Source organism: Enterobacter cloacae complex sp. I1M, from assembly GCF_014982425.1.
GTDB lineage: Bacteria > Pseudomonadota > Gammaproteobacteria > Enterobacterales > Enterobacteriaceae > Enterobacter > Enterobacter intestinihominis.
On record NZ_JADCLG010000005.1, the window covers coordinates 1 to 19,843 of the forward strand.

At 59.5% G+C, this 19,843-nt stretch carries 21 protein-coding genes; 8 read left to right on the forward strand and 13 right to left on the reverse strand.

The features are described from left to right. The 9 genes from hycI to hycA all read right to left on the reverse strand — a co-directional run. Window positions 1-463, reverse strand: a 463-nt coding sequence (hycI, locus tag INF86_RS01665; protein WP_193543158.1) for a hydrogenase maturation peptidase HycI, incomplete at its 3' end; no start/stop codon positions are given. Continuing rightward, a complete protein-coding gene (locus tag INF86_RS01670) occupies window positions 456-866 on the reverse strand; it encodes a formate hydrogenlyase maturation HycH family protein (protein ID WP_063200624.1) in 411 nt (136 codons plus the stop codon). The genes INF86_RS01670 and hycI, both read right to left, overlap by 8 nt. Then, window positions 863-1,630 carry an NADH-quinone oxidoreductase subunit B family protein gene (locus INF86_RS01675; RefSeq protein ID WP_022649161.1) on the reverse strand — a complete coding sequence of 256 codons (768 nt, stop codon included), beginning with the start codon at window positions 1,628-1,630 and terminating at the stop codon, window positions 863-865. Before INF86_RS01675 ends, INF86_RS01670 begins: the two co-directional genes overlap by 4 nt. Then, window positions 1,630-2,172: a formate hydrogenlyase complex iron-sulfur subunit gene (locus tag INF86_RS01680; RefSeq protein WP_022649162.1), complete on the reverse strand. Its 543-nt coding sequence runs from the start codon at window positions 2,170-2,172 to the stop codon at window positions 1,630-1,632. Before INF86_RS01680 ends, INF86_RS01675 begins: the two co-directional genes overlap by 1 nt. A 9-nt stretch (window positions 2,173-2,181) precedes the next feature. After that, window positions 2,182-3,891 (reverse strand): formate hydrogenlyase subunit HycE, encoded by a 1,710-nt coding sequence (gene hycE / locus INF86_RS01685; protein WP_022649163.1) that lies wholly within the window; start codon window positions 3,889-3,891, stop codon window positions 2,182-2,184. Window positions 3,892-3,906: 15 nt separating this feature from the next. After that, entirely contained in the window at window positions 3,907-4,830 is a 924-nt protein-coding gene (locus INF86_RS01690) for a respiratory chain complex I subunit 1 family protein (protein ID WP_193543159.1), read from the reverse strand. Between the two features lies 1 nt (window position 4,831). Further along, on the reverse strand, window positions 4,832-6,646 hold the full coding sequence (hycC, locus tag INF86_RS01695) for a formate hydrogenlyase subunit 3 (protein ID WP_193543160.1): 1,815 nt from the start codon (window positions 6,644-6,646) through the stop codon (window positions 4,832-4,834). Continuing rightward, window positions 6,643-7,251 carry a 4Fe-4S dicluster domain-containing protein gene (locus INF86_RS01700; RefSeq protein ID WP_022649166.1) on the reverse strand — a complete coding sequence of 203 codons (609 nt, stop codon included), beginning with the start codon at window positions 7,249-7,251 and terminating at the stop codon, window positions 6,643-6,645. Before INF86_RS01700 ends, hycC begins: the two co-directional genes overlap by 4 nt. Window positions 7,252-7,323: 72 nt before the next feature. After that, window positions 7,324-7,788, reverse strand: a complete 465-nt coding sequence (hycA, locus tag INF86_RS01705) for a formate hydrogenlyase regulator HycA (protein WP_063137612.1) — start codon at window positions 7,786-7,788, stop codon at window positions 7,324-7,326. Window positions 7,789-7,998: 210 nt separating this feature from the next. On the opposite strand from hycA, the gene hypA reads away from it, so the two are divergent. The 6 genes from hypA (at window position 7,999) to flhA (ending at window position 13,747) form a co-directional block, all read left to right on the forward strand. Next, on the forward strand, window positions 7,999-8,349 hold the full coding sequence (hypA, locus tag INF86_RS01710) for a hydrogenase maturation nickel metallochaperone HypA (protein ID WP_022649168.1): 351 nt from the start codon (window positions 7,999-8,001) through the stop codon (window positions 8,347-8,349). A 3-nt stretch (window positions 8,350-8,352) separates the two neighbouring features. Then, window positions 8,353-9,216, forward strand: a complete 864-nt coding sequence (gene hypB, locus INF86_RS01715) for a hydrogenase nickel incorporation protein HypB (protein ID WP_032625971.1) — start codon at window positions 8,353-8,355, stop codon at window positions 9,214-9,216. Beyond that, window positions 9,207-9,479, forward strand: coding sequence for a HypC/HybG/HupF family hydrogenase formation chaperone (locus INF86_RS01720; protein WP_038416593.1), 273 nt, complete (start codon window positions 9,207-9,209; stop codon window positions 9,477-9,479). Before hypB ends, INF86_RS01720 begins: the two co-directional genes overlap by 10 nt. A 3-nt stretch (window positions 9,480-9,482) precedes the next feature. After that, window positions 9,483-10,604: a hydrogenase formation protein HypD gene (hypD, locus tag INF86_RS01725; protein ID WP_045308749.1), complete on the forward strand. Its 1,122-nt coding sequence runs from the start codon at window positions 9,483-9,485 to the stop codon at window positions 10,602-10,604. After that, window positions 10,601-11,611 (forward strand): hydrogenase expression/formation protein HypE, encoded by a 1,011-nt coding sequence (hypE, locus tag INF86_RS01730; RefSeq protein WP_193543161.1) that lies wholly within the window; start codon window positions 10,601-10,603, stop codon window positions 11,609-11,611. Before hypD ends, hypE begins: the two co-directional genes overlap by 4 nt. 63 nt (window positions 11,612-11,674) lie before the next feature. Beyond that, window positions 11,675-13,747 carry a formate hydrogenlyase transcriptional activator FlhA gene (gene flhA, locus INF86_RS01735; RefSeq protein WP_193543162.1) on the forward strand — a complete coding sequence of 691 codons (2,073 nt, stop codon included), beginning with the start codon at window positions 11,675-11,677 and terminating at the stop codon, window positions 13,745-13,747. Between the two features lie 130 nt (window positions 13,748-13,877). Here flhA and INF86_RS01740 read toward each other — a convergent pair whose 3' ends face one another. Beyond that, window positions 13,878-14,222 (reverse strand): nitrous oxide-stimulated promoter family protein, encoded by a 345-nt coding sequence (locus INF86_RS01740; protein ID WP_022649174.1) that lies wholly within the window; start codon window positions 14,220-14,222, stop codon window positions 13,878-13,880. Window positions 14,223-14,387: 165 nt separating this feature from the next. Between INF86_RS01740 and INF86_RS01745 the strand changes: the two genes are divergently transcribed. Further along, window positions 14,388-14,618 (forward strand): SymE family type I addiction module toxin, encoded by a 231-nt coding sequence (locus INF86_RS01745; RefSeq protein WP_022649175.1) that lies wholly within the window; start codon window positions 14,388-14,390, stop codon window positions 14,616-14,618. Between the two features lie 113 nt (window positions 14,619-14,731). Next, window positions 14,732-17,293: a DNA mismatch repair protein MutS gene (mutS, locus tag INF86_RS01750; protein WP_022649176.1), complete on the forward strand. Its 2,562-nt coding sequence runs from the start codon at window positions 14,732-14,734 to the stop codon at window positions 17,291-17,293. 140 nt (window positions 17,294-17,433) lie between these two features. Here the strand turns inward: mutS and INF86_RS01755 are convergent, their stop codons facing one another. From INF86_RS01755 to INF86_RS01765, 3 genes are read right to left on the reverse strand one after another with little or no spacing between them, the layout of a single operon-like run. Further along, window positions 17,434-17,655, reverse strand: a complete 222-nt coding sequence (locus INF86_RS01755; protein ID WP_003862116.1) for a non-oxidative hydroxyarylic acid decarboxylases subunit D — start codon at window positions 17,653-17,655, stop codon at window positions 17,434-17,436. Between the two features lie 10 nt (window positions 17,656-17,665). Beyond that, window positions 17,666-19,093, reverse strand: a complete 1,428-nt coding sequence (locus tag INF86_RS01760; protein WP_022649178.1) for a non-oxidative hydroxyarylic acid decarboxylases subunit C — start codon at window positions 19,091-19,093, stop codon at window positions 17,666-17,668. Further along, on the reverse strand, window positions 19,083-19,685 hold the full coding sequence (locus INF86_RS01765; protein WP_003862111.1) for a non-oxidative hydroxyarylic acid decarboxylases subunit B: 603 nt from the start codon (window positions 19,683-19,685) through the stop codon (window positions 19,083-19,085). Before INF86_RS01765 ends, INF86_RS01760 begins: the two co-directional genes overlap by 11 nt. Window positions 19,686-19,843 lie beyond the last annotated feature (158 nt).

Consider the following 19,843-nt stretch of genomic DNA (forward strand, 5'->3'; position numbering starts at 1 on the left):
GGGGCGGGGTGGGGGGCTGAAAACCCCCGTCCCCAACCCACCCGGCAAGCCGTGAATACACCACGTCCACCGCCTCTTTCACCGGCGGCGTCATCGGATAATAAAACCCGACGATGTCCGGCTGAATGCCCAGAAACAGCACCTCACCCACGTCGTCTTTAATCTGATCTACCAGGTAGTTCAGCGGCATGTTGTGGGTGGTCATCATAAACATCTCGGCGATGTCGTCCGGGTCAATCAGGCGGATCTCGCCGGGGTTGAGCCCCATATCGGTGGCATCGACGATTAACAACCTGTCCGGGCGCAGCTCGCGAATGGCCACCACGTCGTTTTCCGGCGCGCTGCCGCCGTCAATCACCACCCAGTTGCCCGGCGGGTTCGCGGCGCACATCTCCGCCAGCAGCGGGCCCGCGCCGTCGTCGCCCATCATGCTGTTGCCGACACACAGTAAAACGTCAGTCACGTAATCTCCTCACCATCAGGTAGATGGCGCTCTCCTGATGAATATCGTGCAGCATGCCGAGCAGCGTTTTGCTCCACGCCTGCTGCGCCGGGGTTTGCCTGCTCAGCGCCGCGTCAAAGGCGTTGGCGAGCATCGCAATGTGGTTGGCGTCGATAACGATCTCACCGTACTTCGGCACGCCCTCCATTTTGCGCCGCGCCGTGCTGCCCTCCTCCAGCGTGGCGATCCACGCCAGGTACTCGGGCCACGGGCAGCTTAACGCCGCCTCCAGGCAGTCGATTACCCCGAGGTGGTGCCCAATCGCCAGGCTGTAATAGACCACCTGCTGCGCCGCATCCGGCGTGGCATCGTTCTCATCAATAAACTTACGGCTCAGTTGGCTGAACACCACCGTTTCACTCATCGGATACGCGCCTCATCCACAATACTGTTCAGGTTTGCCACGATCTCATTGAGACGCGGATCGTTCTCGGCCTCCAGCCAGCGCGCCACCTGATGGTCGCCCTGGCTCAGCAGACGCAGATAATCGTCGGCAATCTGACGGCCATAGCGGTAACCCGCCAGCCTGCGCGCCGTGCGATCGATCTTCACCCGCAGCGGCTGCACCATATCCGGGTGCAGGAGAGTGGCTGGCTGGTTGTCCAGCTCGCCCGGCTCGCGGGCGTGGATCTTCTGCTCCAGCAGGCCGAGCGCCATGGCAAAACCGTACAGCGTGGCGGCGGGCGTCGGCGGGCAGCCCGGAATGTAAACGTCCACCGGCACGATTTTGTCGGTGCCGCCCCAGACGCAGTAAAGATCGTGGAAGATGCCGCCGCTGTTGCCGCAGGCGCCGTAGGAGATGCAGATTTTCGGATCCGGCGCAGACTGCCAGGCGCGCAGCGCAGGCGAGCGCATCGCGCGGGTGACCGCGCCGGTGAACAGCAGGATATCCGCGTGGCGCGGGGACGGCACCACTTTGATGCCGAAGCGTTCGGCGTCAAACAGCGGCGACAGGGTGGCGAAGATTTCGATCTCACAGCCGTTGCAGCCGCCGCAGTCCACGCGATAGACGTAGGCCGAGCGTTTGATTTTTTTCAGCAGCGACGCCTTCATGCTGGCGATGGACTCCTCCACCGTCAGCGGCACCGGAATGCCGTTAGCGTCGCGCGGGCCGAGTAAGTTTTCCATCAGCTGGCCTCTCTCATATGACGGGTTAAATCGATGCGGTCAGACGGCAGCAGGCATTTCTGACGTTTGCACTCCGGGCAGGTTTCGAAGCTTTCACGGTGATGCTCCGCACGCACGTCGCCGTTGTGCTTCAGCAGCGCGATGGCGTAGTCGATCTCTTTTTGCACGGCGAACGGACGCTTGCAGACGCGGCAGTTGCACAGCGCAAAGCGCGACTGCTGGAGGAAATCCTCTTTTTTCCACACCGCCAGCTCGTACTCCTGAGACAGGCGAATGGCTACCGTCGGGCAGACCTCCTCGCAGCGGCCGCAGAAGATGCAGCGCCCGAGGTTAAACTGCCAGGCCAGCTCGCCGGTTTTCAGGTCCGTTTCCACCGTTAAGGCATTCGACGGGCAGGCGTTGACGCAGGCCGCGCAGCCGATGCACTGCTGCGGGTTGTGCTCCGGCTTGCCGCGAAAGTTTTTATCCACCGGCATCGGCTCCAGCGGATAACTGCTGGTCTGCGCGCCGGTTTTGATCACTTTTTTGATAAAGGTAAACATGACGAGTCCTTATTTCAGCGGCGAGTTCTTACGCTCGATGCTGTAGCGCTCAAGCTCTTTGTACGGCACCACCTGGCTTTTCTTCTTGCGCACGTCCACGACGGTCATGCGATCGGTGCAGGAGTAGCACGGATCGAGGCTGCCGATGATCAGCGGCGCGTCAGAGACGGTGTTACCGCGCAGCATGTAGCGCAGGGTTGGCCAGTTGGCGTAGGTCGCCGCACGGCAGCGCCAGCGGTAGAGCTTCTGGTTGTCGCCGGTCATGCTCCAGTGAATGTCATCCCCGCGCGGCGCTTCGGCGAATCCGAGGGCAAAGCGGTTTGGAATGTAGGTGAAGCCTTCCACCATCAGCGGGCCGCCCGGCAGGTTATCAAGGCCGTAGTCGATCATGTTCAGCGCGGTAAACACCTCGTTGATGCGCACCTTCAGGCGGGAGATGACGTCGCAGCCCTGCTCGCTGTGCACGGTCATCGGCAGCAGGCCGTAGCCGACGAACGGGTGATCGGCGCGGGTGTCGCGGGCGTGGCCGCTGGCGCGCACCATCGGGCCGACGTTGCTGAAGTCGCGGGCGATTTCAGGGTCAAGACGACCAATCCCGACGGTGCGCTGCTCGATGTTGGGCGTGCTGAGCAGCATGTCCACCAGCTCCTGCACGTCGCGGCGCATCTGCTGCGCCAGCTGGCGGGTCTGGATCATGTCGTCTTTCAGCAGGTCGCGGCGGATCCCGCCGATCAGGTTCAGGCCGTAGGTTTTACGCGCCCCGGTGAGGATCTCCGCCATCTTCATTGATGCCTCACGCACGCGGAAGAACTGCATAAACCCGGAGTCAAAGCCGACGAAGTGGCAGGCCAGGCCGAGGTTCAGCAGGTGTGAGTGCAGGCGTTCCACCTCCAGCAGAATGGCGCGGATCATCTGCGCGCGTTCCGGCACCACGATCCCCATGCCGTTCTCCACCGAGGTGGTGTAGGCGGTGCTGTGGGCAAAGCCGCAGATGCCGCACACGCGGTCAGAAAGAAACGTGACTTCGTTGTAGCCCATGCGGGTCTCCGCCAGCTTCTCCATGCCGCGGTGGACGTAGAACAGGCGGTAGTCGGCGTCGATAATGTTTTCGCCGTCGACGAACAGGCGGAAGTGGCCCGGTTCGTCAGAGGTGACGTGCAGCGGGCCGATCGGCACCACATTATTCTTCTTGCTGCCCAGCTCGTTGATGAACTCGTAGGTTTCGCTGTCGGTTGTCGGGGCCGGACGCTGGCGGTAGTCCATGCTGTCCTTGCGCAGCGGATAGAGTTCATCCGGCCAGTCGTCCGGCAGCACCAGGCGACGCTCGTCAGGCAGACCAACCGGCACCAGGCCGTACATGTCGCGCACTTCGCGCTCGCCCCAGACGGCGGCGGGTACGCGCGGCGTGACGGACGGGTACTCCGGCTTGTTCGGGTCAACTTCGACGCGCACGGTGAGCCAGCACTTCTCGCCCTGCTCCATCGACATCACGTAGTACACCGCATAGTTGCCGCACAGCTGACGCTCGTCGTTGCCGAACAGCACCGACAGCCAGCCGCCCTGCTGGTAGTAAAGAAACTCCACCACTTCCGGCAGGTAGTTCACCTTAATGGTGACGGTTACCTGGTCTTTGGTTTGCCATGACTCCTCCAGCACCACGCCCGGGAAAGCCTGATGCAACGCGGCGAGATACTGCTGACCTTTCTTTTCTTCAGACATAAACACTCTCTTTAATCACGCCACCAGCAAGGAGACGAACGCTAAAAATGCAAAACCAAAACCAGCCCAGGTAATGCGTGACGTTTCGACAAAACGCAGGCGCGCCATGCTGTTTTCAAACAGGGCAATCACCAGCACGCCGATAAGCAGCTTGAGCGCAGCCACCACAACGGCCAGCAGCAGGCCGCCCGCAGAGAAGTGCGTCATCTGCCCCCACGGGAAGAAAACGCCGACGAACATCTGCAACACCACCAGCTGCTTGAGGCTGATGCCCCACTTCAGCACCGCAAAGCCGTTGCCGCTGTACTCGGTGAGTGGCCCCTCCTGCAATTCCTGCTCCGCTTCCGCGAGATCGAACGGCAGCTTGCCCATCTCGATAAAGGTGGCGAACGCGCAGGCGCAGAGCGCCAGCACCAGCGGGAGCGAACGTGAAACCGGCCAGTGGTAAACGGTGTCGGTGATGAAACTGATGTGGGTCGAGCCAGCAACCTGCGCGGCGACCCACAGCCCCAGCAGCAGAATTGGCTCAACCAGCACGCCGAGCATCGCCTCACGACTGGCGCCGATACCCGTAAACGGGCTGCCGGTGTCCAGGCCCGCAATCGCAAAGAAGAAACGCGCGATGGCGAAGAGGTAGATCAGCGTAATCAGATCGCCAAGCACGGGCAGCGGCGAGCCCACCGTCACTACCGGCAGCGCGGTGGCGATGGTCAGCATCACGCCGACCATCACGAACGGCGTCAGGCGGAACACCCAACCTGAGGCATCCGGCGCGACGCTCTGACGGGAGAGCAGCTTGAAGAGATCGCGGTACTCCTGGAGCACGCCAGGCCCGCGACGGTTGTGTAGCCGGGCGCGCGCCACGCGCGTGATGCCCGACAGCAGCGGCGCGGCGGCGAATAGCACCAGCGCCTGAAGTATTGCCAGTAACAAACTCATGTCAGGCTCCTCGTGAAATGACAATCACCACCAGCACCGCCAGCTCGATCAGCGCCAGGCGGCGGAACAGCACGGGCACGGCGGCACTCTGCCAGCCCGGCACCCAGCCCACCGGGTTCAGCCAGTGGCGCAGCTTCAGCACGGCGGCGAAGTTCTCCTTCACCGGCATGGCGAAACCGTGGGCGGTGATGACCATCGACTGCTCGTGTTCGTAGCCGCAGGCCCACGCCGCGCCGCGCGAGCGGGAGGCGAGACGGTCGCGTCTGAAGAACAGCATCAGCACGAACGGCAGGAGCGGCGCGGCAATCAGCAGCAGCGCCATCATCGGCTGGGACACGACGGTATGCGCCGTAGCCAGCGGCAGCGGAATGGCGTGGCCCAGAAGCGGCAGCAGCCACGGCGCGGCAACCCCACCTGCGATACAGCACAGCGCCAGCGCGACCACGCTGGTGGCCATCAGCACCGGGGCGCAACAGGCGTTTTCCGCTTCGCGGGTGCGCGGCGCGCCCAGGAAGGTGACGCCGTAAACCTTCGCCATACACATCACCGCCAGCGCCCCGGTAATCGCCAGCCCAACCGCCAGCAGCGGGCCGAGCAGCCGCGCGATAAACGCGTCGCTCTGGCCGAGCGCGAAGAAGGATTGATAGATCACCCACTCCCCGGCAAAGCCGTTCAGCGGTGGAAGCGCGGCCATCGCCATCAGCCCGACCAGCATCGCCAGCGAAATGACGGGCATTTTTTTGCCAATCCCGCCGAGCTTTTCAATATCGCGGTGCCCGGTGCGAAACCAGACGCTGCCCGCGCCGAGGAACAGGGTGCTTTTAAACAGGCTGTGGTTGATAAGGTGATACAGACCGCCAATAAACCCGGCGGCAATCAGCGCCGGCTGGTTGAGCGCCAGCCCGGTGACGCCTGCGCCCATGCCGAGCAGGATGATGCCGATATTCTCCAGGGTGTGGTACGCCAGCAGGCGCTGGATGTTATGCTCCATCAGGGCGTACAGCCCGCCGACAAATGCGGTGATCATCCCGGCAATCAGCAGCGCCACGCCCCACCACAGCGGCGGCTGGCCGCCCGTCAGGGTTATCGTCAGGATGCCGAACAGACCGACCTTCATCACCACGGTGGAGAACAGCGCGGCAGCCGGGGCCGAGGCATTGGCATGCGCCTGCGGCACCCAGCCGTGCAGCGGGATAATCCCGGCCAGCAGGCCAAAACCGACTACGCCCAACAGCCAGACGTCATTCCCCAGCGGCTGGCCGTTAAGCACGGCAAAGTCCAGCGTGCCGAAACGCTGCCACACCAGCCAGCAGGCCAGCGCCAGCAGCAGCGTGCCGAGTCGTCCGAGCGCAAACCACAGCTTGCCGGAGGCGCTGCATCCGGTCAGGAACACGCCGCACAGGGCCATGATTTCAGCCATCACCACCAGCGCGCCGAGGTTGCTGGCGACAACAGTGCAGACCGCGGCGGCCATCAACAGGTTAACCAGCAGGCCGTTGGCGTTGGTGTGCTGATGGCGGTGCCAGTCGATATTAAACAGGCTGATAAACAGCCCACACAGACCAAAGGTGACCAGCCAGATGGCATTTAGCGGCGTAAGCTCAACGGCGTGGTGAATCAGCGGGATGAGGGTGTCGACGGATTGGCCGTCGATCAGGACAGCGCCGCCCGCCGCCAGCGTCATCAGGCTGCCGACCGCTCCGCCGATACCGGCGATCCAGCCGCTCAGCGTTTTATGGAAGGAGAGGAGCAGTGCCAGGACAGCGGCGACGGCAAACCAGGCCACGCCGCTGGTCATCATAACTATCGCGTTCATTTCGCCCCCTCGTTAAGCGCCCGCAGCAGCGAAAGATCGCCGACGTCAGTATTGATGGTCAGCTCGCGCTTGCGTTTGCTGGTGCGGGCGATGTCGCGAATATTAACCAGAATTAACGCTTTGGTCGGACAGGTGCGCACGCAAGCCGGACCCTGTTCATCGAAGCTGCACAGGTCGCACTTCACCGCAACGGCACGAATGCCCGGCACCCAGTCGAGCAGCGTGCTCACGCGTGCCGGAGCCGGTGGCGCAGGCGGCGCTTTCGGGGTGTTGGCATTCGCCGGAATATGCAGCGGACGGCTGCCGGAAAACTCAATGGCGCCAAACGGACAGGCGATGCCGCACAGCTTGCAGCTCACGCACAGGCTTTCGTTCAGCTGTACCGCGCCGTCAACGCGGGTGATGGCATTGACGGGACAGACGCCCGCGCATGGCGCGTCTTCACAGTGGTGACAGAGCTGCGGGGCAGACTCTTTCTCATTACGCATGACGCGCAGGCGCGGCATGGACTGTAGCCCGTGCAGGCGGTGCGTTTCCGAGCACGCCGCCTCACAGGTTCGACAGCCAATACAGACCGTCGAGTCAGCAATTACAAAACGGTTCACCGGGTCATCCTCTGGTGATGGTCATTTTTGACGAAAAAAACTGTCTTATCGACACTTCTCGACACTCGCTTTTCAGGCCACGTTCGCGGAGGATTTTCCGTCGATCAGCTGTTTCAGGTTGATCGGCTGATCGTGCTCAACGGCAGCGTAGAGGCCGTTATAAACCGGCGCGATTTTCTCCAGATAGTGCTCCAGCACCTGCTGGCGATCGCGGGTGCTGACGTGACCGTCCACCATGCCGTCGGCCATCAGTTGGGCTTTCGCAATACACTGTTTTTCACCCTCTTTTGTCTCAACGTAATACTCAATGGTGTGGCTGTTGAAGCTCTCCGCCAGGGTGACAAAAATCGTGAAGTGTCCAAACAACACAAAGCGCATATCCCCCTGCGCTGCGCAGCTCATGGCATGGTGCAGACGGGCTTTTGACAGGGTGATCCCCTGAACCAGAGAGTTGCAGTAGAGGTGCCACTGATCCTGAAGCTGCTGATGACGTTGCGCGATGTAATCCGCTTTTTCGCTAATTTCCCAAATAGTCATAAAAGGTATCCGGTTAATGGAGTTAGCGGCTGTTAAGCAGATTTCGTGCCAGTTTTTAATTTATTGATTTAAATGGATTTTAAAGAGATGCGCACTGTCACCGCTGCGGTGTCGACGTGTCATTTCGACAGCGTTGACATCGTCACGCCGTAACGCAAATCAAGCTGGCACTGTTATTGCATTGAAGGGGCAATTCATTAAGGAGGCGTCATGCACGAAATCACCCTCTGCCAGCGGGCACTGGAACTTATCGAACAGCAGGCTGTGCAGAACCATGCGAAGCGCGTGACCGGCGTCTGGCTGAAGGTCGGGGCGTTTTCCTGCGTCGAGACCAGCGCCCTCACCTTCTGTTTTGAGCTGGTGTGCCGCGGCACGCTGGCGGAGGGTTGCGCACTGCATATCGAGGAGCAGCAGGCGGAGTGCTGGTGCGAGCAGTGTCAGCAGTACGTCACGCTGCTGTCATCGAAGGTACAGCGCTGTCCGCAGTGCCAGAGCAGCGGGCTGCGCATCGTGGCGGATGACGGTATGCAGATCCAACGCCTCGAAATCGAGAAGGAGTAATGTATGTGTAGTACCTGCGGTTGCGCTGAAGGCAACCTGTATATAGAAGGGGATGAACACCGTCCCCACTCCGCGTTTCGCTCCGCGCCCTTTTCCCCTGCCCCGCGTCCCGCGGCGGCACTGACCGGCATCACCTTTGCGCCGCAGCGTTCAGACGCGGGCGACCTGCATTACGGCCACGGCGAAGCGGGCACCCACGCGCCGGGCATCAGCCAGCGCGAGATGCTGGAGGTGGAGATTAACGTGCTGGACAAAAATAACCAGCTCGCCGCCCGCAATCGCGCCCGCTTTGCCGCCCGTCAACAGCTGGTACTGAACCTGGTCTCCAGCCCCGGCTCCGGTAAAACCACCCTGCTGACCGAAACCCTCAAACGACTGAATAAACGAGTCTCCTGCGCCGTTATCGAAGGCGATCAGCAAACGGTAAACGACGCGGCGCGCATCCGCGAAACCGGTACGCCTGCGATTCAGGTCAACACCGGGAAAGGGTGCCACCTGGACGCGCAGATGATTGCCGACGCCGCCCCGCGCCTGCCGCTGGCGGATAACGGCATCCTGTTTATTGAAAACGTCGGCAACCTGGTCTGCCCGGCAAGCTTCGACCTTGGCGAGCGGCATAAAGTGGCGGTGCTCTCCGTGACCGAAGGGGAAGACAAGCCGCTGAAGTATCCACATATGTTTGCCGCCGCCTCCCTCATGCTGCTGAACAAAGTCGACCTGCTGCCGTACCTGAATTTCGACGTGGATAAGTGCCTGGCTTACGCCCGGGAAGTGAACCCGGACATTGAGATCCTGCTGGTTTCCGCCACGCGCGGCGACGGGATGGACGCCTGGCTGAACTGGCTGGAGAGCGAACGATGTGCATAGGCGTCCCCGGACAAATTCATTCCATCGTCGGCAATCAGGCCAAAGTGGAGGTCTGCGGCATCCTGCGCGATGTCGATCTGACGCTGGTGGGCAGCCACGATGAGACCGGCGCATCGCGTCTCGGCCAGTGGGTGCTGGTCCACGTGGGGTTTGCCATGAGCGTGATTAATGAGGAAGAAGCCCGCGACACGCTGGACGCGCTACAGAATATGTTCGACGTTGAGCCGGACGTGGGTGCCCTGCTGTATGGTGAGGAACGATAACACATGCGTTACGTTGATGAATATCGCGCGCCTGAGCAGGTGTTGCAGCTTATCGATCGCCTGAAAACCCGCGCGTCCCTGCTGGACTACACGAAAGAAAAACCGCTGCGGATCATGGAGGTGTGCGGCGGACACACCCACGCCATCTTTAAATTTGGCCTCGACCAGCTGCTGCCGGAGAACATCGAATTTATCCACGGCCCCGGCTGCCCGGTGTGCGTGCTGCCCATGGGGCGCATCGACAGCTGTCTCGACATCGCCAGCCGCCCCGGTGTGATTTTTTGCACCTTTGGCGACGCCATGCGCGTACCGGGAAAAAATGGCTCGCTGCTCCAGGCGAAGGCGCGCGGCGCGGACGTGCGAATCGTCTACTCACCGATGGATGCCCTGACGCTGGCAGAGGCTAATCCTGAGCGTAAGGTGGTCTTTTTCGGGCTGGGTTTTGAAACCACCATGCCCGCCACCGCTATCACTCTCCAGCAGGCGAAAGCCCGCAACGTCACTAACTTTTACTTTTTCTGCCAGCACATCACGCTTATTCCCACGCTGCGTAGCCTGCTTGAAGCGCCGGACAACGGCATCGACGCCTTCCTGGCACCAGGACACGTCAGCATGGTGATCGGCACAGAAGCCTACGGGTTTATCGCTGAACAGTACAATCGTCCGTTAGTGGTGGCTGGTTTCGAGCCACTTGATCTACTGCAAGGCGTGACCATGCTGGTTGAGCAGAAAATAGCGGCCCTGAGTGTGGTGGAAAATCAGTATCGCCGCGTGGTGCCCGATGCAGGTAACAGACGGGCACAGCAGGCGATAGCCGACGTGTTTAGCGTCGAAGGCGACAGCGAGTGGCGCGGACTGGGGCTGATTGCCGAATCCGGCGTACACCTGACGCCCGCGTATCGCGCCTTCGACGCCGAAGCGCATTTCCGCCCGCAGCCGCAGAAGGTGTGCGACGATCCCCGCGCCCGCTGTGGCGACGTACTCACCGGCAAATGCAAACCTCATCACTGCCCGTTATTTGGCAACGCCTGTAACCCGCAAACCGCGTTTGGCGCGCTGATGGTCTCTTCCGAAGGGGCATGCGCCGCGTGGTATCACTATCGCAACCAGGAGTGTGAAGCATGAACACGGTGGAAATGGCGCACGGAAGCGGTGGACAGGCGATGCAGCAGTTGATTAACAGGCTGTTCATGGAAGCCTTTAACAACCCCTGGCTCGCCGAGCAGGAAGATCAGGCGCGTATTGACCTCGCGGCCCTGACCGCCCACGGCGACAGGCTGGCGTTCTCTACCGACAGCTACGTGATTGACCCGCTGTTCTTCCCGGGCGGCGATATCGGCAAGCTCGCCGTCTGCGGCACGGCAAACGACGTGGCCGTCAGCGGCGCGATCCCCCGCTACCTCTCCTGCGGGTTTATCCTCGAAGAAGGGTTACCCATGGAGACGCTCACGGCGGTGGTCAATAGCATGGCGCACACCGCCCGCGAGGCGGGGATCGCCATCGTGACCGGGGATACCAAGGTGGTGCAGCGCGGCGCGGCGGATAAGCTCTTCATTAACACCGCCGGAATGGGGGCGATCCCCGCCGACATTCACTGGGGCGCACAGCAGCTTTGTGCAGGCGACGTGCTGATTGTCAGCGGCACGCTGGGCTGCCACGGGGCAACCATCCTGAACCTGCGCGAAGGCTTAGGGCTGGATGGCGAGCTGCACAGTGACTGCGCGGTACTCACGCCGTTGATCCAGACGCTGCGCGACATGCCGGGTGTAAAAACCCTGCGCGACGCCACGCGAGGCGGCGTGAATGCCGTCGTACACGAATTTGCCGCAAGCAGCGGCTGCGGAATTGAACTGACCGAGCGCGGCATGCCCGTTAAGCCTGCTGTACGCGGGCTGTGCGAGCTATTAGGGCTAGACCCGCTTAACTTTGCCAACGAAGGCAAGCTGGTGATCGGCGTGGAACGCACGGCGGCGGAAGCCGTACTTGAACAACTGCGCGCACATCCCTTAGGGAAAGACGCGGCCATCATCGGCGACGTGGTTGAGCGCAAAGGGGTGCGCCTGACCGGGCTTTACGGCGTGAAGCGCACGCTGGATCTGCCGCACGCTGAACCGTTACCCCGAATTTGCTAGACCGCGCCAAAAGCGGTCAGCGCTGAATGTCTCTTTTTTGCCAGTTTCTATTGGAAAGCAATAATGCCGTATACACCGATGAGCGATCTTGGACAGCAGGGCCTGTTTGACATCACGCGCACACTTTTACAACAGCCCGACCTCGGCGCGCTGAGCGATGCCCTGACGCGGCTGGTCAGGCAATCAGCGCTGGCGGACAGCGCCGCCATTGTGCTCTGGCATAGCGCAACCCACCGCGCGAGCTATTTCTCAACGCGTGATAACGGCAAAATCTTCGAATATGAAGATGAAACGTTTCTGGCCCACGGTCCGGTGCGACGTATTCTCTCCCGCCCGGAAGCGCTGCACTGCAATTTTGACCAGTTTCGCCAGGCCTGGCCGAAGCTGGCAGAGAGCAACCTTTACCACCCGTTCGGCCACTACAGCATGCTGCCGCTGGCGGTGGAAGGGCAAATTTTTGGCGGCTGCGAGTTTATCCGTAATAACGACCAGCCCTGGACCGAGGCGGAGTACGAGCGGTTGCATACCTTCACGCAAATTGTGGCCGTCGTGGCAGAGCAGATCCAAAGCCGCGTCACCAATAACGTGGATTACGACCTGTTGAGCCGCGAGCGCGATAATTTCCGCATACTGGTCGCCATCACCAATGCCGTGCTGTCGCGTCTCGATATGGACGAACTGGTGAGCGAGGTCGCCAAAGAGATCCATCACTATTTCAGGATCGATGCTATCAGCATTGCGCTGCGCGGCAACCGTAAGGGCAAGCTGAACATCTACTCCACCCACTACCTCGACGAAGCTAACCCGGCGCACGAGCAAAGCGAAGTGGACGAAGCGGGAACCCTGTCTGAACGGGTATTTAAAAGCAAAGAGATCCTGCTGTTAAACCTCAGCGAGCAGGATCCGGTAGCGCCCTACGAGCGGATGCTGTTTAACACCTGGGGCAACAAGATCCAGACCCTGTGCCTGCTGCCGCTGATGTCCGGCAACACCATGCTCGGCGTGCTTAAACTGGCGCAGTGCGATGAAGCCGTATTTACCACCGCCAACCTGAAGCTGCTGCGCCAGATCGCCGAACGTATCTCCATTGCGCTGGATAACGCCCTCGCCTATCAGGAGATCCACCGTCTGAAAGAACGGCTGGTGGACGAAAACCTGGCGCTGACCGAGCAGCTCAACAATGTGGACAGCGAGTTTGGCGAAATCATCGGACGCAGCGATGCCATGTACAACATCCTCAAGCAGGTGGAGATGGTGGCGCAGAGCGACAGCACGGTGCTGATCCTCGGTGAAACCGGCACAGGGAAAGAGCTGATTGCCCGGGCGATCCACAACCTGAGCAACCGCAACAGCCGCCGGATGGTGAAGATGAACTGCGCGGCGATGCCTGCGGGCTTACTGGAAAGCGACCTGTTCGGCCACGAGCGCGGCGCGTTTACCGGCGCCAGCAGCCAGCGGCTGGGCCGTTTTGAACTGGCGGATAAAAGCTCGTTGTTCCTCGACGAAGTGGGCGATATGCCGCTGGAGCTTCAGCCTAAGCTGCTGCGCGTTTTGCAGGAGCAGGAGTTCGAGCGTCTCGGCAGCAACAAGCTGATCCAGACCGACGTGCGTCTGATTGCCGCCACCAACCGCGATCTGAAAAAAATGGTCGCCGACCGCAAGTTTCGCAGCGATCTTTACTATCGTCTGAACGTCTTCCCGATCTGCCTGCCGCCGCTGCGCGAACGCCCGGAAGATATTCCGCTGCTGGTGAAAGCCTTTACCGCGAAGATTGCCCGCCGGATGGGGCGAAATATCGACAGTATTCCTGCCGAAACGCTACGCACCCTTTCGGCGATGGAGTGGCCGGGGAACGTGCGCGAGCTGGAAAACGTCATTGAGCGCGCGGTCCTGCTGACGCGCGGGAACGTGCTCCAGCTCTCCCTGCCAGAGGTTACTCTCTCTGAAACGACCGTGGCCGCAAGCGAGCTTGCGAAAGAGGGAGAAGATGAATATCAGCTCATTATGCGAGTGCTGAAGGAGACCAACGGCGTGGTAGCCGGACCGAAAGGTGCGGCGCAACGGCTGGGGCTGAAGCGTACTACCCTGCTCTCGCGTATGAAGCGTCTGGGAATCGATAAAGAGAGCCTGAAATAACCCGTCATTCCGTCAGCGGGTACATATTGCTCCCGCGCTGGCGCAGGGATATTTGGTGCTCTTTTTCTGTCTGCCTGCGCCGCGCCGTAGCCCTGAGCGTGATTTGTCGTCCACTGCGGCGCTGAGACGATTATTTTTTAGGCCGATACTTTTCCGGTAATTCCGGAACCGGACGACGATCGTCGATCAGATGTCGGATGGTCAGAATCGGATGACGCCATAACATACGTGGCCCTGCCCAGCGCATTACCTGCTTCATCTCTTCCCGTCGGGCGGGCTGATAACAGTGCACCGGGCACTGTTTGCAGGCAGGTTTTTCCTCACCAAACACGCATTTATCCAGCCGCTTATCGGCATAAGCCTTAAGCGCCGAATAGTGCCCCTCTTCTTTTATGGCGTGCGGACACCTGTTTTCGTACAGGGCGATCATTCTGGCGATCGTCTTTTTTTCTCGTGAAATACGTTTACCGGACATAACGTCGTCCTCAACAATAAAGTGTATTTATAATACCTTTTTATCCGCACATTTTCAGTTATTGCATTCCGTTTTCTGAAGCGTCCTTCCAGAATTACCCCTCCCCTCGCTGCGTTTTACTGGTATTTTATACAGGTGTAAATAACCGCATTCACCGGAGAGCTTATGCAACAGATCGCGATCGCCAAACCCTATCGGCACTTAAAAGTGGGTTACTTCAGAAAACGTCATGAAGACCGTAAAACGAAAATTCCAAAACGCTACAGCGTACACGCAGCGCTGAGCCTGAAAGGCGACTGGCTTGAACAAGCGGGATTTACCACCAACTCGCAGGTTCGGGTGGGCGTCGAGCACGGAAAAATCATCATTGAATTAATAGCGGAAGATGCCTCGTAAAGTCGTGACTTTTTTCTGCGCCGCACCTTTTTTTCATGCGACAATAGAAGGAACAATCGGCCATTGAGCCGCTCAAAGCGTAATATTTTCAAAGAAATGGATATCATAACTCCATGAGCACAATCGACAATTTCGACGCGCATACGCCGATGATGCAGCAGTACCTGAAGCTGAAGGCACAGCATCCGGAAATTCTGCTGTTTTACCGTATGGGCGATTTTTACGAGCTTTTTTATGACGATGCGAAACGTGCGTCTCAGCTGCTCGACATTTCTCTGACGAAACGTGGCGCGTCGGCAGGCGAACCCATCCCGATGGCGGGTATCCCGCATCACGCGGTTGAAAACTATCTGGCGAAGCTGGTGAACCAGGGCGAGTCTGTCGCTATCTGCGAACAAATTGGCGACCCGGCCACGTCGAAAGGCCCCGTTGAGCGCAAGGTCGTACGCATCGTGACGCCGGGAACCATCAGCGATGAAGCCCTGCTTCAGGAGCGCCAGGATAACCTGCTGGCGGCGATCTGGCAGGACGGTAAAGGGTTTGGCTATGCCACGCTGGATATCAGCTCCGGTCGTTTTCGCCTGAGTGAACCGGCTGACCGTGAAACCATGGCGGCTGAACTACAGCGCACCAATCCGGCAGAACTGCTTTATGCAGAGGATTTCGCCGAGATGGCGCTGATTGAAGGTCGCCGCGGCCTGCGTCGTCGTCCACTGTGGGAGTTCGAAATTGATACCGCGCGCCAGCAGCTGAACCTGCAATTTGGCACGCGCGATTTGATTGGCTTTGGTGTGGAAAATGCCCCGCGCGGGCTATGTGCCGCAGGCTGTCTGTTGCAGTACGTGAAGGATACGCAGCGTACCGCCCTGCCCCATATCCGTTCAATTACCATGGAGCGTCAGCAGGACAGCATCATCATGGATGCCGCCACGCGCCGCAACCTGGAGATCACGCAGAACCTCGCTGGCGGCATGGAAAATACGCTGGCGTCGGTTCTTGACAGCACGGTTACCCCCATGGGCAGCCGTATGCTCAAACGCTGGCTGCATATGCCGATCCGCAACACCGAAACGCTGATTGGCCGTCAGCAAACCATTGCCGCATTGCAGGATCGTTACACCGAATTGCAGCCGGTGCTGCGTCAGGTGGGTGATCTTGAGCGTATCCTGGCGCGCCTGGCATTGCGTACCGCGCGTCCACGCGATCTCGCCCGTATGCGTCACGCTTTCCAGCAGTTGCCGGAACTGCGCGCTCAGCTGGGAGAGATCGACAGCGCGCCAGTGCAAAAGCTGCGCGAAACCATGGGCGAATTTACCGAGCTTCGCGAACTGCTGGAACGCGCCATCATTGATGCGCCGCCTGTTCTGGTGCGGGATGGCGGGGTTATTGCTCCGGGTTATAACGAAGAGCTGGACGAATGGCGTGCGCTGGCCGATGGCGCGACGGATTATCTGGATAAGCTGGAAATCCGCGAGCGTGAACGTCTGGGGCTCGACACCCTGAAAGTCGGCTACAACGCCGTACACGGTTACTATATCCAGATCAGTCGTGGGCAGAGCCACCTGGCACCGATTCACTACGTTCGCCGCCAGACGCTGAAAAATGCCGAGCGCTACATTATTCCCGAGCTGAAAGAGTACGAAGACAAAGTGCTCACGTCGAAAGGTAAAGCGCTGGCGCTGGAGAAACAGCTGTATGACGAGCTGTTCGACATCCTGATGCCGCATCTGGCTGACCTTCAAATGAGCGCCGCTGCGCTGGCCGAGCTGGATGTGCTGGTAAACCTGGCCGAGCGCGCCGAAACGCTGAACTACACCTGTCCTACCTTTACTGACAAGCCCGGCATTCGCATTACCGAAGGTCGCCATCCGGTGGTTGAGCAGGTGCTGAACGAGCCGTTTATTGCCAACCCGTTGAATCTGTCACCGCAGCGAAGAATGCTGATCATTACCGGCCCCAATATGGGCGGTAAAAGTACCTATATGCGCCAGACAGCCCTTATCGCGCTGCTCGCCTACATCGGCAGCTACGTTCCGGCGCAGAAGGTTGAGATTGGCCCTGTCGACCGTATCTTCACCCGTGTGGGTGCGGCTGACGATCTGGCGAGCGGTCGCTCTACCTTTATGGTCGAGATGACCGAAACCGCCAACATTCTGCATAACGCGACAGAGAACAGTCTGGTGTTGATGGACGAAGTAGGACGCGGTACCTCCACCTATGACGGCCTGTCCCTGGCCTGGGCGTGCGCGGAAAGTCTGGCGAATAAAATCAAGGCGCTGACGCTGTTCGCGACGCACTATTTCGAACTGACACAGCTGCCAGAGAAAATGGAAGGCGTGGCTAACGTCCACCTTGATGCGCTTGAGCACGGCGACACCATCGCCTTTATGCACACGGTGCAGGACGGCGCGGCAAGCAAGAGCTATGGCCTGGCCGTCGCCGCGCTGGCGGGTGTGCCGAAAGAGGTGATTAAGCGCGCGCGTCAGAAATTGCGTGAGCTGGAAAGTTTGTCACCGAATGCGGCAGCTACGCAGATAGATGGTACGCAGATGTCACTGCTGGCGGTGCCGGAAGAGACATCTCCGGCTGTAGAAGCGCTGGAAAATCTCGATCCGGATTCGCTGACGCCGCGTCAGGCGCTGGAGTGGATTTATCGGTTGAAGAGTCTGGTTTAGTTCTCTGCGGTCTTTTTTGCCGGGTGGCGGCTTCGCCTTACCCGGCCTACAAAACCCGTAGGCTCGGTAAGCGTAGCGCCACCGGGCAAAAGACCGCACAATATTATCGCCCGGTAAGCGCAGCGCCTCCGGGCTTTTTATTACAGCAGCGGCGGGATCGTCGGCACCTGCGGTGCTTCATCAATATCCTTCTGCGTCATGCGGAACGCTTCCGGGTAATGCTCGCGGCTGGTACGGCGCAGCGGTTCGGTATCGCGCCAGGTATACAGACAGTGCTGACACTGGTATACCGTCCAGACACCTTTCACCGGTGATGTTGCCATCACCTCAATATGTTCATCGGCACAACGTGGACAAATCATTTTTTCCTCCTTATTGACGTGCCGCCAGCATCGCGGTCAGTTTTTCGGCCCAGGCTTTGGTTTCAGGGAGATCCTGTACCGGCTGGCTGTAGTGACCACGGTTGTCCGGAGCGACTGGGGTGGTGGCATCAATGATCAGCTTGTCAGTGATCCCCGCCGGGCTGGAGCCGGGGTCAAGCTCCAGCACAGACATATTCGGTAGCTGCACCAGATCGCCTGCCGGATTGACCTTCGATGACAGCGCCCACATCACCTGCGGCAGGTTAAACGGATCGACGTCCTCATCCACCATAATCACCATTTTCACGTAACCCAGACCGTGTGGCGTGGTCATGGCGCGGAGCCCGACTGCACGGGCAAAACCGCCGTATCGTTTTTTGGTGGAGATAATCGCCAGCAGGCCGTGAGTGTACATGGCGTTTACCGCCTGCACTTCCGGGAATTCCGCCTTCAGCTGCTGATAGAGCGGCACGCAGGTAGCGGGCCCCATCAGATAATCAATCTCGGTCCACGGCATCCCCAGGTAGAGAGATTCGAAAATGGGTTTTGTGCGGTAAGAGACTTTATCAATGCGCACGACCGTCATGTTGCGCCCGCCGGAGTAGTGTCCGGTAAACTCACCGAATGGCCCTTCAATTTCACGTTTTCGGCCTTCAATCACCCCTTCGAGGATCACTTCCGACCCCCACGGCACATCGAAACCGGTCAGCGGAGCCGTCGCAATCGGATACGGGCTTTCGCGTAGCGCACCGGCCATCTCATACTCGGATTGATCGTATTTCAGCGGCGTGGCGCCCATCAGGGTGATGATCGGATCGTTACCCAGCGTAATGGCAATAGGCAGGTCTTCGCCGCGCTCTTCTGCCTTATGCAGATGCAGCGCGATATCATGCATCGGCACCGGTTGCAGGCCGAGCTTACGCTTGCCCTTCACTTCCATACGGTAAATCCCGACGTTCTGCTTGCCGAAGTGTTCGGGGTCGAGCGGATCGCGGGAGACAACGCACGCTTTATCGAGATAAAAGCCCCCGTCACCGTCGTTCAGGCGGAACAGCGGCAGAATGTCGAACAGGTTGATGTCTTCCCCGTCCACCGTGTTCTGCGCCCAGGCCGGATTTGCACGACGCTCTGGCGAGACGGGGAATTTGTCCCAGCGACGAATAAACTCGTCGATCTGTTTTTTCACCGGGGTATTTGCTGGCAGCCCCATCGAAATAGCGTGGTTTTGCCACGAGCCGATAGTGTTCATCACCACACGGGCATCGGTGAAGCCGCGAATATTATCGAACCACAGCGCAGGCGCACCATCGCCAATGCGTCCGGTAGCGTTGGCGGCGGCCGCTAAATCCGGCTCAGCGTTTACCTCTTCCTCAATTTTCAGCAGCTGCCCTTGCTCATCGAGCGCCTGCAAGAAGCTTCTCAAATCATCAAATGCCATCTTTATTCTCCTGTGAAAAATGTTTCGCTGCCTGCAAACCTTCCCAGCGTCGGGCTTTTTTATGCTCCAGACCAAACTGGTCGAGAACGCGGGTCACGATATGCTGGGTTATGTCATCGGCGGTTTGCGGGTGGTTGTAGTACGCAGGCATAGGTGGCACCATCGCCACGCCCATGCGGGAAAGGGCAAGCATGTTCTCAAGATGGATGGTGCTGAGCGGCGTCTCACGCGGAACCAGCACCAGCTTGCGTCCCTCTTTCAGCACCACGTCTGCCGCACGCCCTACCAGCCCTTCGGCGTAGCCCGCGCGGATACCCGCCAGCGTTTTCATGCTGCACGGAATGACGATCATGCCGTCGGTGCGAAACGAGCCGGAGGAGATGGTGGCAGCCTGATCGGCCGGGCTATGGACGACATCCGCCAGTGCAGCAACGTCATGCGCAGTGAAGGGCGTTTCCAGCTCAATCGTGGTTTTTGCCCACTTCGACATCACCAGATGCGTTTCCACCTCCGGCATTTCCCGCAGCGCCTGCAACAACGCCACGCCTAATGGCGCACCCGTCGCGCCCGTCATTCCCACAATCAATCTCATTCAGCACCTCAATTAGTTTGTTCGTATACGAACATATTAACTAAACTACGCCTCGATCCTGCTGCTGACAAGATCGTTCGCATACGATCACACTATTCGCTAAAAAAACTCTCGCGTTAAAATTCAGCCCGAGAGCGGCTATCATAGAGGGAGTATTT